General features: G+C 53.1%; 14 protein-coding genes. 6 read left to right on the top strand and 8 right to left on the bottom strand.

Annotated elements, in window-relative coordinates:
* Positions 1-7: 7 nt before the first annotated feature.
* Positions 8-955 carry an AraC family transcriptional regulator gene (locus tag BKD14_RS12520; RefSeq protein ID WP_075656494.1) on the top strand — a complete coding sequence of 316 codons (948 nt, stop codon included), beginning with the start codon at positions 8-10 and terminating at the stop codon, positions 953-955.
* Between the two features lie 70 nt (positions 956-1,025).
* Here the strand turns inward: BKD14_RS12520 and BKD14_RS12525 are convergent, their stop codons facing one another.
* The 8 genes from BKD14_RS12525 to BKD14_RS12560 form a co-directional block, all read right to left on the bottom strand.
* Positions 1,026-3,422: an aldehyde dehydrogenase family protein gene (locus BKD14_RS12525; RefSeq protein ID WP_075656496.1), complete on the bottom strand. Its 2,397-nt coding sequence runs from the start codon at positions 3,420-3,422 to the stop codon at positions 1,026-1,028.
* Positions 3,423-3,434: 12 nt separating this feature from the next.
* Entirely contained in the window at positions 3,435-4,394 is a 960-nt protein-coding gene (gene deoC, locus BKD14_RS12530) for a deoxyribose-phosphate aldolase (RefSeq protein WP_022709622.1), read from the bottom strand.
* Positions 4,395-4,674: 280 nt separating this feature from the next.
* Positions 4,675-5,601, bottom strand: a complete 927-nt coding sequence (gene rbsK / locus BKD14_RS12535) for a ribokinase (RefSeq protein WP_075656498.1) — start codon at positions 5,599-5,601, stop codon at positions 4,675-4,677.
* A 73-nt stretch (positions 5,602-5,674) separates the two neighbouring features.
* Entirely contained in the window at positions 5,675-6,757 is a 1,083-nt protein-coding gene (locus BKD14_RS12540) for an aldose 1-epimerase family protein (protein ID WP_075656500.1), read from the bottom strand.
* Positions 6,758-6,761: 4 nt separating this feature from the next.
* Positions 6,762-7,769, bottom strand: a complete 1,008-nt coding sequence (locus BKD14_RS12545; protein ID WP_028233306.1) for an ABC transporter permease — start codon at positions 7,767-7,769, stop codon at positions 6,762-6,764.
* A gap of 17 nt (positions 7,770-7,786) precedes the next feature.
* Complete coding sequence (locus tag BKD14_RS12550) at positions 7,787-8,764, bottom strand: ABC transporter permease (protein ID WP_022709626.1); 978 nt, start codon at positions 8,762-8,764, stop codon at positions 7,787-7,789.
* 10 nt (positions 8,765-8,774) lie between these two features.
* On the bottom strand, positions 8,775-10,292 hold the full coding sequence (locus tag BKD14_RS12555) for a sugar ABC transporter ATP-binding protein (RefSeq protein WP_075656502.1): 1,518 nt from the start codon (positions 10,290-10,292) through the stop codon (positions 8,775-8,777).
* A 199-nt stretch (positions 10,293-10,491) separates the two neighbouring features.
* Positions 10,492-11,538: an autoinducer 2 ABC transporter substrate-binding protein gene (locus BKD14_RS12560; protein ID WP_075656504.1), complete on the bottom strand. Its 1,047-nt coding sequence runs from the start codon at positions 11,536-11,538 to the stop codon at positions 10,492-10,494.
* A 254-nt stretch (positions 11,539-11,792) separates the two neighbouring features.
* On the opposite strand from BKD14_RS12560, the gene BKD14_RS12565 reads away from it, so the two are divergent.
* The 5 genes from BKD14_RS12565 (at position 11,793) to BKD14_RS12585 (ending at position 16,927) form a co-directional block, all read left to right on the top strand.
* Positions 11,793-12,545, top strand: a complete 753-nt coding sequence (locus tag BKD14_RS12565; RefSeq protein WP_075656506.1) for a DeoR/GlpR family DNA-binding transcription regulator — start codon at positions 11,793-11,795, stop codon at positions 12,543-12,545.
* A 98-nt stretch (positions 12,546-12,643) separates the two neighbouring features.
* Positions 12,644-13,774 (top strand): HPP family protein, encoded by a 1,131-nt coding sequence (locus BKD14_RS12570; RefSeq protein ID WP_075656508.1) that lies wholly within the window; start codon positions 12,644-12,646, stop codon positions 13,772-13,774.
* 155 nt (positions 13,775-13,929) lie between these two features.
* Positions 13,930-14,721, top strand: coding sequence for a siderophore-interacting protein (locus BKD14_RS12575; RefSeq protein WP_075656510.1), 792 nt, complete (start codon positions 13,930-13,932; stop codon positions 14,719-14,721).
* A 55-nt stretch (positions 14,722-14,776) separates the two neighbouring features.
* Positions 14,777-15,688 (top strand): siderophore ABC transporter substrate-binding protein, encoded by a 912-nt coding sequence (locus BKD14_RS12580; RefSeq protein WP_075656512.1) that lies wholly within the window; start codon positions 14,777-14,779, stop codon positions 15,686-15,688.
* 279 nt (positions 15,689-15,967) lie between these two features.
* Positions 15,968-16,927: an ABC transporter permease gene (locus BKD14_RS12585; protein WP_022711978.1), complete on the top strand. Its 960-nt coding sequence runs from the start codon at positions 15,968-15,970 to the stop codon at positions 16,925-16,927.
* Positions 16,928-17,016: the final 89 nt, after the last annotated feature.

The raw sequence follows: 17,016 nt of genomic DNA on the forward strand, positions 1-17,016 counted from the left end.
GTGCGAGATGAACAATCTATTTACAGCCAACGGCGAAGATCATGCTGCAGTTTCACAAGGGATTTTATTCCGTGAGGCGGATGGACAACTGAACAGCAGTTTCTCTGATACATTTAAGAATCTGGTGCATTACAATAATCAGATTGCCTATATTATGAGCCATAGCGGTAAATTCAGCTGTGAGCATGATCATTATGTGGTCATTATCACGCTTGCGGCGATCAAAGATCTGCATTGGTCTTTGCAGGGCAAATTCGGGGAAAGTTTTGACGCGCCAGCCGGATCAGTGCTGATTATTCCGCAAGGTGCCGAATATGTAATGAGCTGGCCGATTGAAACGGATTATATTCAGATTGCACTGGATGACTCTTTGCTGAGCGACTTGCAGGATATTACCGGCGGTTTATCTCTTAAAGAATTGTTCCCGCATCCTACAAGACTGCCAAATCCAAAGGCACTGCTGATTGCCAATCTGTTGCGCGCGGAACTGCTTAAAAATGCACCGGTCAGCGCAGGATATATTAAAGCATTGCTGTCGGTCCTGATGGTGCAGCTGGTACAGAACCATTCCTTCCTGAGGGCAGGGAGCAGCCGGCAGGAAAGCGGTGGCCTGTCTTATCAGGCATCAAGGCGTATCGAAGCTTATTTGCGCGAAAACTATATGCGCAAATTATCCATCTCTAAAATGGCGGATATATTGGGCGTGTCCGGCGGGCATTTCCTGACATCATTCCGCGAGAGTTTCGGACAGACGCCGCATCAATTCTTGCTGATGCTGCGGTTGAATGCGGCAGAGGAGATGCTGGTCGATACGGATATTTGTCTGGCGGAAATTGCTGACAGGGCAGGTTTTTCCAGCCAGAGCCATATGACAACAGCATTGAAAAAATGCCGGATGGTGACCCCGGGTGAATTACGCCGCAAACGATTGAGTGCTGCCAAAGCACACAAGTAAGATGCGCAACAAGGCTCATAAAAAAAGCCGCCGCCTGAAACAGGCGGCGGCTTTATCAATTATTTCTGAATTATGCGCCGTATGGCACCCAGATATTTTTCACCTGCACCGCACGGCGCAGATAATCGCGTCCCTGACCCTGCGCTGTATCCAGCCAGTTGCGCTGACGGCCATTGCTTACCCATGTGGCTTTGAGATTGCCTGTCGAGGCTTTTTCAACCATGGCACTGCCTGTATGTGAGCCGACATACCAGAGCGCGGACACGGCATCATGCTCAGCCAGCGTTTTCGCCAGCACATCGCGTTCACCGGTGATGAGATTGACCACACCGGCCGGTACGTCTGATGTATCCAGTACCTGATAGAAAGCACCGGCAATCAGCGGATGACGGCCGGACGGCACAACGACAGTCCGGTTGCCCATAGCAATGGCTGGCAGGATCAGTGAGACCATTGAGAGCAATGGTAATTCATCAGGACAGACAATACCGGTCACGCCCCATGGCTCATTCATGGCCAGTGTGACATGACGCGATTTGGTGGAGTGAACGGCTCCGTCAAACTTGTCTGCCTGTGCGGCATAATAGAAAATACGACGGATTGAAGCGTCGAATTCTTCTTCTGCCTTTTTCTCGGAAACACCGGTGCTGGTGGTGAGTAATTCAATGAATTCAGCACGGCGCTGTTCGAGATTTTCGCCTAAGTAATACAGTACCTGTGCACGGTTATGGGTAGTTGCACCGCCCCATGCTCCGGCTTTGGCTGCTGCTTCTACGGCATTACGGATATCTTTGCGGTTGCTGAGCGGTGCTTCGCCGATGACAACATTGCCTTTGCCGTAAACCGCATAGCTTGCACCACCGTCAGGGCGTGCCTGCTTGCCGCCGACATAGTTTTTCATGGTGCGGTCGATAGAACCGGCAGCCACTTTTTCACCGGCTACAGGCAGAGCGGAGAAAGATGGTGCATCAGTTTCTTTAACGAGCGGCAGAGCTTTTTCCCAGTCGCTGACCAGATATTCATAAAGCCCTTCGCGCGCGCCTTCACGGCCGAAACCGCTTTCGCGATAACCGCCGAAACCGGCACCGGCATCAAGCATATTGGTGCAGTTAATCCAGACAACACCGGCTTTAACAGAGGCTGCAATATCCAGAGCGGTATTGATATTTTCCGACCAGATGGAAGCGGCCAGTCCGTAAGAGGTGTTATTGGCCAGTGCAATCGCTTCAGCCGGTGTGCGGAAGGTTGTTGCTGCCGCAATCGGGCCGAAAATTTCAACCTGACAAACTGTGGAAGCCTGATCCACTTCTGTAAAGAAGCCCGGCGCGATGAAGCTGCCTTTGGCTGGCAGGGCATTCGCAGTCTGCCAGAGCGCACCGCCTTCTTCCACGCCTTTGGCGATCAGTGCGGAAATGCGTTTCACCTGCAATGGCGAAACGATTGCGCCGACATCGGTCGATTTATCCAGCGGATCACCGACGCGGATTGTTTCAAGACGCTTGCGCAACTTGGCATAGAAACGCTCGGCAATGCCTTCCTGTACCAGAAGGCGGGAACCTGCACAGCACACTTCACCCTGATTGAACCAGATCGCATCAACCACGCCTTCAACCGCGCTGTCGAGATCGGCATCTTCAAAAACGATGAATGGTGACTTGCCGCCGAGTTCCAGCGACAGTTTTTTACCGGAACCGGCAATCTGTTCGCGGATGACACGGCCGACATTGGTCGAGCCGGTAAAGGCAACCTTGTTGACATCCTCATGGCCGCAGATCAGCGCACCGGTTTCACCGTCGCCCTGTACGATATTGACCACACCGGCAGGCAGACCGACTTCATGGCAGATTTCTGCGAAGGCGATCGCTGTCAGCGGTGTCAGATCGGCAGGCTTCAGTACAACTGTATTACCGGCAGCGAGTGCAGGGGCGATTTTCCATGCCAGCATCAAGAGCGGGAAGTTCCACGGGATCACCTGACCGCAAACACCGACAGGGGAGAAACCACGGAACTCATCTTCCACCATCTCAGCCCAACCGGCGTGATGATAGAAATGACGGACAGCAAGCGGCACATCAATATCGCGGCTTTCGCGGATCGGTTTGCCGTTATCCATGCTTTCCAGCACGGAGAAGAAACGCTCACGCTTCTGCAGGTGACGGGCAATGGCGTACAGATATTTTGCGCGCTCATGACCGGAAAGCTTTGACCATTTGCCGAACGCAGCGCGTGCGGCTTTGACAGCCGTATCAACATCTTCCGCAGTGCCTTTGGCAATGCCTGCCAAACGCTGCTCCGTTGCCGGATTGATGACATCAATAATCTGCGCATTGCCTGCATCGGTAAAGCGGCCATTGATGAAATGACCAAACGGCGCGGAATGATTTTTCAGCCATGCAACAACATCGCCATTGGCTTCGGGAGACGGACCATATTCCATTGTGTTCAGAATATCCTTGATCTGTGCCATTGTCGTAATTCCTTATGCCGCAGCGTGACGGGAGAGGTCGGCATAACGGCCGGTCACATAATGTTCGAGCTGGCGTTCAATATCGCCGAGCAATGAGGAAGCGCCGATGCGGAACAGATCCGGCTGCAGCCAGTCATGACCCAGCTCTTCCTTCATCATCGACAGCCAGACGAGGGCTTCTTTTGCAGTACGCAGGCCACCGGCAGGCTTGAAGCCGATGATCTGGCCTGTGAGTTCGCCGTAGTCGCGCAATGCACGCACCATGGTCAGGCTGACCGGCAGGGTTGCGTTGACTTCTTCTTTGCCTGTTGAGGTTTTGATGAAGTCGGAACCGGCCTGCATTGCAACCATAGATGCCTTATAGACATTGGTCAGGGTCTGCAGATCGCCGGTAGCCAGAATGGCCTTCATATGGGCTTCGCCGCAGGCTTCGCGCATGGCGGCCATTTCATCATAAAGCGCCTGCCAGTTCTGGGTCAGAACATGTTCGCGGGTGATGACGATATCGATTTCTTTCGCGCCTTCTTCAACCGCATAGCGGATTTCAGCCAGACGCAGCGGCAGCGGAATAAGACCGGCAGGAAAACCGGTGGCAACGGAAGCAACGGGAATATTTGTGCCTTCCAGCGCTTTAACCGCATGGGGAACCATTGTCGGATAAACGCAGACCGCACCGGTGGTGATATTGGCATCAGCGAGGCCAAGACCTTCCAGAATATCCGCACGGATCGGGTTTTTAGCTTTGGCGCAAAGGCGGCGCACACGACCGGCAGTGTCATCACCGGCCAGTGTTGTCAGGTCAATGCACTGAATGGCGCGTACCAGCCAGGCAGCCTGATATTCCTTTTTCACCGAACGGCGGGCGGGAATGGTCGCGGCACGGCGCTCAAGTGCCGAGCGGTTGACGTTGATATCGTCAAACCATTCGGTTTTCAGCGGGGTTCCGGTGTTACGTGCATGAGAAGTGCTCATCGTATATCCGTAAAATTGGGGTGCAATCAGAGGCCTGTTCTGGGTGGAAGCAAGCTGGCCTGACAGGTTTCCGGCTACGGGGGTAGAACCGGAAAGCTGTCAGTTCCGGTGATTGCACCGGTTAAATCAACGCGCTGTTCTGCCTGTTATCAGGCGTTTGGCGCAGCATATTTAGGAGCACTTTCCAGCAAAAGTGGGAACCGGTTTTGCGTTCGGAAATGCGTTAGGCAAATAGATAGAGCGGTTCCAATGGTTCAATATTGGCTGGAACCGCTCTGGTTCAGCTATGGCTTTTGCAGAACTCTGCAAACTCTTCGAGAGATGCATAGGATTTCTGCGTGCCTGTCTTGGTAATGCTGTCGGCGGCATAGAGACTGGCGCTTTTCAGAGCCTCCGCCACATTGCCGTGTTCAGCATAGAACCGTGCGAAAGAGCCGATAAAGGCATCGCCTGCGCCGGTTGTATCTTTCGGGGTGACTTTGACCGGTGCGATATTGACTACATCATCCGCTGTCACCAGACGTGCGCCACGACCGCCGAGGGTTACGATGACAGTGCGGATACCTTTGGCAATCAGCGAGCGGGCAGCAGCAATAGTCTCTTCGTCTGTCGAGGTCGGCATGCCGGAAAGCAGCGCCAGTTCGGTTTCATTCGGCACGAGGAAGGACACCTGACGGATGCGTTCAGGATCAAGATCAGCCGCAGCCGGTGCCGGATTGAGAATGGTTTCAATGCCGTTGGCCGCTGCAAAGGCGATGGTGTGGTAGACGGTCTCGACCGGTACTTCCATCTGCATCAGGATCAGGCCGCATTGTTTCAGATCTTCTGCGGCATCATCTACATCCTGTGACAGCAGATCGGCATTGGCGCCTTTGACGATGAGAATGGAATTTTCGCCGCTTTTATCGACAAAAATCGGGGCAACGCCGCTGGATTTGCCTTTGATAACGCCGACATGTTTGGTGTCGATACCGGCTTTTTTCAGGTTGAAAATAGTATTGTCGCCGAAAATATCATCACCGACTTTGGTTACCATCATTACATCGGCACCAAGACGTGCCGCAGCAAATGCCTGATTGGCACCTTTGCCGCCGCAACCCATTTCAAACAAAGGTGCTTCCAGCGTTTCGCCGAGAACCGGCATACGGTCCATATAGGTAACCAGATCGACCATATTGGAACCGACAACAGCGATTTTTTTCGACATCAGAACTACTCTATCTCTTTGTTTCCGCACTTAATCTTATTCGGAACACCATCAGCTGTTCCGGATCAGTGCCTTAAAGCGCAGTGATCATCTGCTCAAATTCATCAGCTTCTGCAGGTGCCAGATAGCCGAGGCGTACAGGGAAAGTCGCGCGTTCGCCCGGAGCCAGCAGGCGCACATTGCCTTTGGCTTTTTCTGCCAGATAGCCTTCCGGTTCGCAGGTGGAAGGCAGGGCAAAAGCTGCAACCTGCGCATCGCCATTGACCAGAACCCAACGCACGCATTTCGGGAAATCTGCCGCCGGATAGGAGATGGCAAAAGCCTCACCCTGTTCCAGTTTCATCATCTGATGAATGGTGCCGTTTTCATCCTGTTTCAGATTGCGCAGATAGAAAACCTGCTCAGGATCGTAACGATCAGGATCGTCCAGCACTTCCATGACGGACGGGTCTTTGGCCAGCTCGTCAATCAGCGCCAGATAGTCAGGATTTGGTGTCACATGGGCAGGCACGGCGGTGCGCACTTTAGTATCTTCCGGCGAGAAGGATGTCGGCTGAATGATACGGGCATCTTCGTCATAGGCGAAGTTGACATGGCACATATACATCAGTTCCATCGGGGCATAGGAGAGGTTCTCCACGTCCATTTCGATGTCGAATAATGTGTCATCCGCATAAAGGCGCACGGACGGGCGTGCCAGATAATGCGCACCAAAGCCCATCACATATTCATATTCGCCTGTCACTTCGACATAGGCGCCCTGTTCATCCTCACCGAAGATAAGCCCTGCAACATCCATATTGGCACATGGCATTTCGCCATGCGCGGCATGGGTATCCTGTGCTGATGGCACACCGTTGCGCAGCAGGCCGGAATGGAAGGCAAAGCAGCCATAGGTCTCGGCAATGGTTTTGGCAGGGCGAGGCATGGCAAAGCTGTTGCCCATGGTCAGGTCAACGCCGTCAAATTCCGCACCCCAGACCATCTGCCCCATATAGGGCAGAACGATCAGATGGCCGCGCTGATTTTCAATCATCAGTGCTTCAACGCCGGTGGCGTAGCGGAATGCAGTAACGGTCAGACCATCCGATGAAGCAATTTCATGCGGCTTGTCGGTGAAATCCTGACGGCGAAGATGAACGGAAATATCCTGCATGGCTTTACCTGTCTGAATTGCGGAATGCATTGATTGCAATCACCAGAATGAGGAATGCACCCCAGATGAAATCAATTAGATGATTGGAGAAACGCAGCATCTGGAAACCAGATGACAGCAACATCAGTGCAACAAGTGCAATACCCACACCCAGCACACGCCCTTTACCGCCAGCCGGATTGGTGCCGCCGAGTACGGCAATCAGCACGGCCTGCAGCAGATAGGATGCACCGTAATCGGATTTTGCAGCATTGGTACGACCAGACAGGATGATACCGGCCAGCGAGGCGAGCATACCTGTGAGCATATAGGAATAGAGGATCATGCGGTCTTTTTTCAGACCTGCAAATACGGCAGCTTTCGGATTGGTGCCGATCAGCATCAGATTGAGGCCGAGGGTGGTGCGGCTGAGCAGCAGCGCAATCAGACCGGACACGGCAACAAAGATGATGAAAGGTGTGGCAATACCGAAGATTTTGCCATTGCCGATCATGTTCCATGCATCAGGAAAGCCGACAATCGCAGGGCCGCCGGTGAGTACCAGTGCCAGCCCCATAAACACCTGACCGGTGCCAAGCGTGGCGAGAATTGGCGTGATGCGCAATTTGGCGATCAGTATCCCGTTGACCAGCCCTGCCACCAGTCCCACCAGCAAGGCAAGCAGCACACCAATCACCGTATAGAACAGCATATTGCTGTCGGAATTTTGGGCGGCCTGCACCATGGTGGAGTGAAAATAGACACCGGCGAGAATGCCGGAGAGATTGGCGATGCCCACAACCGACAGATCAATACCGCCGGTCAGCATGGCGATCATCATGGCAATCGACAGAATGCCGAGTTCCGGCATGATGTAGCTGATCGATTCAAAGTTGTAATAGCGCAGGAATTTATCCGGATTGAGCCAGCTCATGGCAGCAAAAACCAGCACGGTGATAATCACCAGCTGCAGGATGTTGCGATCCATGTTTGCAGGGCTCAGGAAACGGCGCGTATCAATATCTTTTTTCATATCTTTATCCCCGCCGCTCACACCAGATTTTTCCGGTCACGCCATGCGGTAATTGCCGTGGCGATGATGATGATGAGACCAACGACAACTTTCTGCCATGTGGTGTCGACTTTCATGATGATCAGCGAGTTCTTGACCATCACCAGCATGAAAACGCCGAGCAAAGTGCCAAGCACCGAGCCGCGTCCGCCAAAGATCGACGCGCCGCCGAGCACAACCGCTGCAATCACTTCCAGCTCAAGGCCGGTAAAGTCACGCGGATTGGCAAGCCAGATCATCGAGGAATGCAGCAGGCCTGCAAAACCGGCCAGCGCACCGGCCACACAATAGACCACGAAAATGGTCTTGGCGGTGCTGAAGCCAACGCGTTTTGCTGCCTCAGGCGAGCCGCCATAGGCATAGATCGAGCGGCCGATCATTGTATATTTCAGCATCAGATGAATGAGCAGCGCGATGCCGAGATAGACCAGAACCATCGCCGTGAGGCCGAAATTCGTACCGGTGGCCGAGGTCATAGAAACGACGTCGGTCTTGCCGAATTCGATCAGCTCTTTCGGCATCTTGTTGATGTTGACGATACTGGTGCCGACCAGACCAAGAACCAGACCACGCACAATGGAGCCGGTGCCGAGTGTCACGATCAGCGGGATCATACGGAACTTGTAAATAATCGCCGCGTTGAAAGCGCCGAGTGCCAGACCGATCAGCGTGGCCGCGATAAACGGAATAACCACACCGTCATAGCCGATGGCGACCATGGCTTTAACGGTCAGATACATGGCCGCAATCGCGAAAGCGGTGAAAGACACATCAATCCCGCCGGAGATCATCACCAGCAACACGCCGAGCGCCATAATGCCGATCACGACATTGGAACGCAGCAGGCCAAACATATTGTCCAGCGACCAGAAGGCCGGATTGATAAAGCCGATAGTAATCATGGCCAGCAGCAGAACGCAGGCGATGATAAATTCTGTTGTTTGATAGAACTTCATGACCGGTTCCTCAGTTCAGTGTCTTCAGCCGGTCATTGACGGCATCTTCAGTCATGGCACTGCCGGACAATTCATCCACCAGCTTGCCCCGATGCATCACGACAACACGATTACAATTCTGCACCAGCTCCGGCACATCATCGGAGATCATCAGAACAGCGAGGCCGTTATCCTTGGCGAGTTTGCGGATAATCGCATGAATCTGCGCTTTGGAGCCCACATCCACACCAACCGTCGGGCCGTTGAGGATCAGCACTTTCGCGCCGGTCAAAAGCCAGCGGGCAAGCACCACGCGCTGCGCATTACCACCGGACAGATGGTTGACCGGTGTATGCGGACCCGGTGCTGCAATCTGCATGGCGTCGAACATTTCTTTCGTGACCTGATCGACTTTTTTACGGTTGATGAAGAGGCCGCTCACCATCTTATCCAGCGAGGTCACAATAATATTGCGCTCAATCGACTGGGTGAGGAACAGACCTTCCGTGAGGCGGTCTTCCGGCACATAGGCAATACCGAGATCAATGGCCTGACGCACTGATTTCGGATGAATGGTTTTGCCGTTCAGCTGCATTCTTCCGGTGCATTGCGGGAGCATACCAAACAGCGACAAAGCGAGCTCTGTACGACCGGAGCCGATCAGGCCGGAAATACCGACAATTTCACCGGCATGGAGCGACAGGTTTACCCCGTCGAGCAGCACATTGCCGGTCGCTGAATCTTTGGCTTTCAGGTCTTCAACCTGAAGCACCGGCTGTGTGCTCTGTTCTTGTGCCTGCCAGACATAGCTGTCCGGTTTCAGATCCAGACCGGTCATTGCGCGGGTAATTGCCGGTTCGTCAAAATCACTGATCGGGCCTTCCGCGACCTTCTTACCGTTGCGGAATACGGTGAGGCGCTCGCTGATTTCCAGCATTTCACGCATTTTGTGGCTGACAAACAGCACGGCAATGCCCTGTGCCTGAATATCGCGCACAATCTTGAAGAGTGCATCCACCTCATGGCGGGTCAGCGCTGTCGTCGGCTCATCCATGATGATGAGGCGCGCATCGGCCATGACCGCACGGGCAATGGCAACAATCTGTTTGCCCGAGGTTGGCAGACTGTCGACTTTTGCATCGAGATTAATTTTTACATCAAGGCGGTCGAGCGCCTTCTGTGCCAGTTCGCGAACCTGTTTCCAGTTGATGGTTTTACGGCCTTCAATCAGGAAAGTGTTCAGCGCCAGATTTTCGGCAACAGTCAGATTTCCGAACAGGGAAAAGTCCTGATAAATCACCTGAACGCCGTGATGAACGGATTTGACAGGATTGAGCTTGCCGGCAGGTTTGCCGTCAAACAGGATTTCGCCGTCCTGCGGTGTGTAAACACCGGACATCACTTTGATGATTGTGGATTTTCCGGAGCCGTTTTCACCGGCAAGGCAATGGATTTCACCGCGGCGGATGGTCAGCGACACATCATCAAGGGCTTTAACACCCCCGAAGCGCATGCCGATATTGCGCAGTTCTATCAAATTTTCAGTCATATTATTCCTGCCTGTGACAGAACGGATGTGTTCCCGCAGAGCTGGAGCATTTCACAGCCAACCCGGATCAATTCGGACATCTGTGATATGCGGCCATTAAAGAAACCAGAGCGATATCCATGATTGAATTTGGACATAGTCTGCTCCGGTAAAAACAGAGGCGGCAACAAGCCTGTTACCGCCTCCGGCTCTTTACAGATTAGAAGTCGTATTCAGCCATGTTGTCTTTGGTTACGCCAACCCAGCCTGCACCATAGAGCAGATGTGGCTGTGCAGCATCCGGAGCGAGCAGAGAATTGTAACCGGCAAGGCCGAGGTCAAGACCGGCTTTGATCTGGTCGTTTTTCTTTTCCAGAGCAGCAACAGCCAGCATGTTCATGGCATAACCGGCAACAGCAGGATCCCAGAACTGGATATACTGGATATCGTCATTCTTCAGATATTCACCGGCAACCGATGGCAGACCTGTTCCTGCGAAGAAGACTTTGCCCTTCAGACCGCCTTCAGCGATCAGACGACCGGCACCGGCAGAAGTCGGCATCGGCGCACCCAGAATACCGGTAATGTCCGGATAGGTGGTCATTGCTTCTTTCAGCTTGGTGTAGTCGGTATTGGCATCGTCATAGGTTTCCAGACGCTCGGTTGCCTGCGACATTTCCGGGAAATTGGCTTTCTGATATTCTACAGCGCCGTCAATCCAGTCCATCTGGGACTTCGAGGTGAGGCTGCCGACAGTGGCAACATATTTGCCTTTGCCGCCCATATATTCGCCGAGCTGTTTCATCAGATTGGCGCCGTAAGCCTTGTTGTCGAAGGCTTCGATGTCATAATCGACGTTTTTAATGTTGGATGCTTCGTGGGAGATAACCACGATGCCGCGCTCGCGGGCTTTTTTCAGAACCGGCTCAACCGCTTCAACCGAGAACGGTACGATGGTGATAGCGTCAACGCCCTGTGCGATCAGATTTTCAACGATCTGCACCTGAGCGGCCGCATCAGCCTGACTTGGGCCAACCATCCATACGTCATGGCCGGTTTCATCTTTAAACTGAGCCACACCGTCACGCATACGGTCGAACCATGCAATACCATCGACCTTAACAACGGTCGCAATGGTATATTTCTTGTCATTGGCTGTGGTGATGAGGTCTTTATTGACCTTGGATGTGTCGATTACACCTTCCGCGAAAGCGGATGGCATAGCGATGGACATTGCAACTGCAACAGAAGCGAGAAGTTTTTTCACGCGATCCTCCCTGAGAAACCCTACCTGTTAAACATCCTGTTGTCCGATAATTCCCGTCACCCTCCGGCCAGTATCCTGGATTGGGAAAATTATCTGACAATAAGACGGATATTATATTGTTAGTATCCGATCATTATGTTTGGATCGTTTCACTAAATAATTTAATGTGTCAAGTCTGCAAAGACTGCCGCTTCACGCAACGCACTATTTTTTGTAGGTGGGAGAGTAAAAATGATTCAAAAAGGGGGAGAATCTTGAGCAGAACCAGCCGCAGAGACGAGCGTCTCACTGAACTCGCAGCATTGATGGAAAAACAAGGTGTGATGCGTTTGCGGGATGCGGCAGCGCAACTCGGTGTTTCTGAAATGACCATCCGCCGTGATATGGCGCAGCGGGATCTCAACGGCGGGGATCTGGCGCGCTCGGATAGTGATGTGCTCAAGGGGCTGAACTGCCTTGGCGGTTATATTTTCTCTGCGCAGGATAATAATGGTCACAGCGATTACAGTCTTGACCACGAAAGTGATTGTCATGCAGGCGCCAAGGCGCAGGCTTGCGCGGAAGCTGCCGCGATGATTGAAGAACATGACACGATTTTCATCGATTGCGGTACGACCACACCGCATCTGGCGCGTCTGGTGCCAGAGAATAAGTCTGTTACGGTTGTTTGCTATTCGCTCAATGTTGCGGAAATCCTGTCATCCCGCGAGGATGTACGCCTGATTGTGCTGGGCGGCCTGTTCCACCGCTCCGCAGCCTCTTTCTCCGGTGAGGAGGGGATTGAGACATTGAAGAAGATTATCATCAATAAGGCCTTTATCTCGGCTGGCGGTGTGCATGATGAACATGGCGTGACCTGTTCACATTTCCATGAGATTCCAGTCAAACAGATGGCAATTGCCCGCGCGATGGACTCTTATCTGGTGGTGGATGGCAGCAAATTCGGCAAAGTACGCTCGGCACCATTTGCGCAAATTACGCAATTCCGCAGGATTTTCAGCCATTAAAGCGGAGATTCTTAGTCAGTTATCTCTGGTTTGTCTGTTTATTAGGGTCTATGACTGCTAATCACGTTCAGCCCGAAATGTGATAGTGGTTTTCTCAAATGTCCTCGCCTGAAAAAAACGGCAGCCGTCTGAAACGCACGGCAGACCGTCTTTTTGCGCCCTTGCTGGCCGGTGCAACTTTTCGTTCCCGACTGATTGCCAGTCTTGGTATTCTGCTCTGTGTTGTTGTGACCGGCATGGTCAGCGCATGGCTCTATGACCACACCACGCATTATGTATTTCTGATCGCACCGGTCGGTGCCTCGGCCGTATTGCTCTTCATTGTTCCGACCAGTCCGATGGCGCAGCCATGGGCAATTATCGGCGGGAATACGATTTCAGCCCTGATCGGCGTTATTGTCTATCAGCTGGTGAAAGAGCCGTTTCTGGCGGCCGGTCTGGCGGTTTCTTTGTCCGTGCTTGCCATGTCGCTGGCACGTGCCATGCATCCGCCCGGCGGAGCGATTGCGCTTACTGCCGTGATCGGCGGCCATACGGTGACCGAGGCGGGCTTCTTGTTTCCTTTTACGCCGGTGGCGCTGGATTCTGCGATTGTGGTGTTGTTCGGCATTGTTTTTCACAGGCTGCTGAGACGCCCTTATCCGCACACAATACCGGTTATTAATCCGCACCAGACGCAGGATACGCCGACACAAATGCGCGGCGGCCCGACCTCCGCTGATATTGATGCTGCGTTGTCTGAAATGCAGGAGAGTTTCGATATCAGCCGTGAAGATCTGGAAGTCTTGCTGCGGCAGATCGAGATGCAGTCTGTCATGCGTAACAATGCGGCGGGTAAAGCGGGGCCCGATTGCGCGTCGATCATGTCACGCCACGTTGTGTCCGTGAAAGCGGATGATACGGATGATTATGCCCGTTCATTATTGCTCCGGCATAATATCCGCTCGCTGCCGGTGGTTGATGATCGCAATGTGTTGCTTGGCACAGTGGGCTTGCGTGAATTGCTGAAAGGCAAAGGGGTTGTTGCAACGCTGATGACCAGTCCGCCTGTGGCTCAGCCGCAGGATACGGCTCTGAGTCTTTTGCCAGTGCTCACCAATGGCCGTTCTCATGCGGTGATTATTGTTGATAAGGATCACCATGTGCAGGGGCTGATCTCGCAAACCGACCTGCTTGCAGCCCTCGCGCGACTGGTGCAGCCGGATATGCCGGTGAAAAGCTCCGGATAAGATAATACAAAGTTGATTTCTTTTATCCACTTATCTATAGCATAAGGCAAAGCGATGAGGCATCGTCAGAAATGATGTTTGCCTGCCGTGTAGCGAGTTTTGTACGCCCCATTGGGCTACGGCGCTCTGAATGCCTATAGGGAGTGAATATGCAAATGACACCGGATCAAACTGCGCCAGTACAGACACCACAGGCACCAACAGGCCGTCCGCAACTGCGTCAGTGGGAACTGACTGTAACCGCTGTGGCGGATGCTCCGGCCAATATGCGCCGTGTCACTTTTACCGCACCGGATATTGCAGACTTCACCTATCGTGCAGGACAGGCCATTGTGATGATGCTGCCGACCGGCGATGGCGAGTTTGGCCGTCGTGACTATACAATCCGCAGTCTTGATAAAGAAAAAGGCCTGCTGGATGTGGATTTTTTCATGCATGGCGACGGTACACATCTGACACCCGGACCGGCTTTTGCCCGTGATGCCAAGATCGGCGACAAGATCAGTGTACGTGGTCCGCGCGGTGGCGCATCTTTCCGTGAGGATGCTGACTGGCATCTGATTACCGGTGATGAATGCTGCATTCCGGCGATTTTCCATATTCTTGAAACCATGCCTGCAAAAGCGCAGATGCATGTTCTGATCGAGGTGGACAGTGTGGCCTCGCAGATCGCGCTGAATGATGTCCGCGAAGGATTGTCGGCAACGCAGATCACATGGCTGCATCGCGGCGATCAGAAAGCCGGTCCGAGCGATCTGATGGCAGAGGCGGTTGCCGGCTTTATGCTGCCGCATGGCCGTGGCCATGCCATTCTGATCGGTGAAACCAGCAATGTGCGCAAGCAGCGCCAGAATCTGATCTCGCGCGGCCTGACCCGTGAGCAGATCGCTTCTGAAGGTTACTGGCGTCCGGGTCGTATCGGCGGCCATGACCATGTTGAAGACTGATACGTGAAATTTCGAAAATCTGCCGGATAAATCAGGCTATTGAAGAGGAAAAGCAATGAAACGGATGACAGGACTTTTCGCAAGCATCGCTGCCGGTGCCCTAATGTTTGCAGGCGCGGCTCTTGCCGGTGAAGTCACCGTGAAACACGCACAGGGTGAAACCAAACTGCCGGATGTTCCGCAGAAGGTTATCACTTTTGACCTTTCATCCCTTGATACGCTGGATGCATTGGGCGTTAAGGTTCTGGGTGTTCCGACCATCAAAAAGCAGGATTACCTGACCAAATATGATGCCGATGAATATATCAAGATCGGTACATTGTTTGAGCCGGATTATGAAGCTGTCAACGCTGCGCAGCCGGATCTGATTATTGTTGGTGGTCGCTCCGCCGCCAAATATGCTGAACTGGCAAAAATCGCGCCGACAATCGACCTCACTGCCGATGCTGCAAATTTCGTAAAAAGCTCGGAAGACAATGTTCGCACTCTGGCCAATATTTTCGGCAAAGACAAAGAAGCTGAAGATGCGCTGACCAAGCTGAATGCCAAAAAAGACGAACTGAAAGCGCTGACTGCAAAAGCAGGTACGGGTCTGCTGGTTCTGACAACCGGCGGTAAGATCAGCGCCTATGGTCCGGGCTCGCGCTTTGGTGTGCTTTATGACGATCTCGGTGTGAAGCCTGCTGCTGATGATATCAAGCCGGGCGGTCACGGCCAGCCGATCTCCTTCGAATATATCCTCGAAAAGAATCCAGACTGGCTCTATGTGATCGACCGTGACGCAGCGATCGGCCGTGAAGGTGTGGCTGCCGAGAAATTCCTCGACAATGCTGTGGTTGCCCAGACCAATGCCTGGAAGAACAAGCAGGTCATCTATCTGGACGGTTCCGCATGGTATCTCAATGCCAGCGGTCTGACCTCAATGGGCAATATTGTCGATGAACTGATTGCCGGTTTAAAGAAATAAGCCTGCGGAAATAAGATTCCGGACGGCTTTACGGATAAGCGGAGTAAATATGTCGTGTTTTGACTTTACCCCGCCGGTTCTTTCAGGTTAAAGCATCCGGATTGTCTGCAAGGATATCAAAAAAGGCGGCAATGCATTGTCACTGCTGCCTTTTGTTTGTCCTGTATTATGCCCGCCGCTGACCGCAATTGTCAGAGCCTCTCTGTCTGCGGAATAGCTTGTTGTGTGTCTGTGCGTCCTGTTCCGTTTTTGGGATGCACCTAGAACGGTTGCCGCCTTGTGAAACTGATCGCTGCAACATGCCTGCTGGTTCTTCTTGCCCTGATAAGTCTGTTTATCGGGGTGAGTGACGTGTCTTTACAAAGCCTGTTCGGCGATGAGACCGCACGGCGTGCGCAATTCGTACTGGTGGAGACCCGCATTCCGCGCACGCTTGCGCTGATCCTTGCCGGTGCAGGCATGGCTGTTTCCGGCACAATCATGCAAATTCTGGCACGCAACCGCTTTGTAGAGCCGTCAACGGCCGGTACGGTGGATTCTGCTTCTCTCGGTATTCTCACCGTGATGATTCTTGCACCCGGTCTGCCGGTCTTTGGCAAAATGCTGGTGGCAACCAGTTTTGCACTCGCAGGCACTGCGCTGTTCATGCTGATTTTGCGTCAGATTCCGCTGCGCTCGCCGGTGATTGTACCGCTTGTGGGCATCATGCTCGGCGGTGTGATCTCGGCAATCACCACATTTTTTGCTTATCGTTTTGATTTGCTGCAATCCATGGGCGCATGGACGACGGGTGATTTTTCTGCCGTACTGCGCGGGCGCTATGAGCTGTTATGGCTGTCTTTCGGCCTGACGATTGCCGCCTATATTGCCGCTGACCGTTTTACTGTTGCGGGTATGGGCGAGGCATTTACCACCAATCTCGGTCTGAATTACCGCCGCGTGATGACTTTGGGGCTGACCATTGTCTCCATGGTCACGGCCTGCGTGGTGACGACTGTTGGTATTGTGCCGTTTCTCGGGCTGATTGTGCCCAATGTGGTGAGCATGGTGATGGGCGACAGTATGCGCCGCTCGCTGCCGTGGATTGCGCTGCTTGGCGCAGGGCTGGTGCTGATCTGCGATATGATCGGCCGCACGATTAACGCGCCTTATGAAATTCCTGTCGGTACAATTCTTGGCGTGCTGGGCAGTGCCTTCTTCCTGTATCTCGTTTTAAGGAAGTCCGCCCGTGGTGCATGAAACAATTTATCCGGTGCGCAGTGAAGGCACATTGCCGGTTGAAAATCCGGCCAATCGCAGAAGCGCTGTGAAACGGCTGATCTTGCTTG

Origin of the sequence: Pseudochrobactrum sp. B5, assembly GCF_001939785.1 — a bacterium.
Lineage (GTDB): Bacteria > Pseudomonadota > Alphaproteobacteria > Rhizobiales > Rhizobiaceae > Pseudochrobactrum > Pseudochrobactrum saccharolyticum.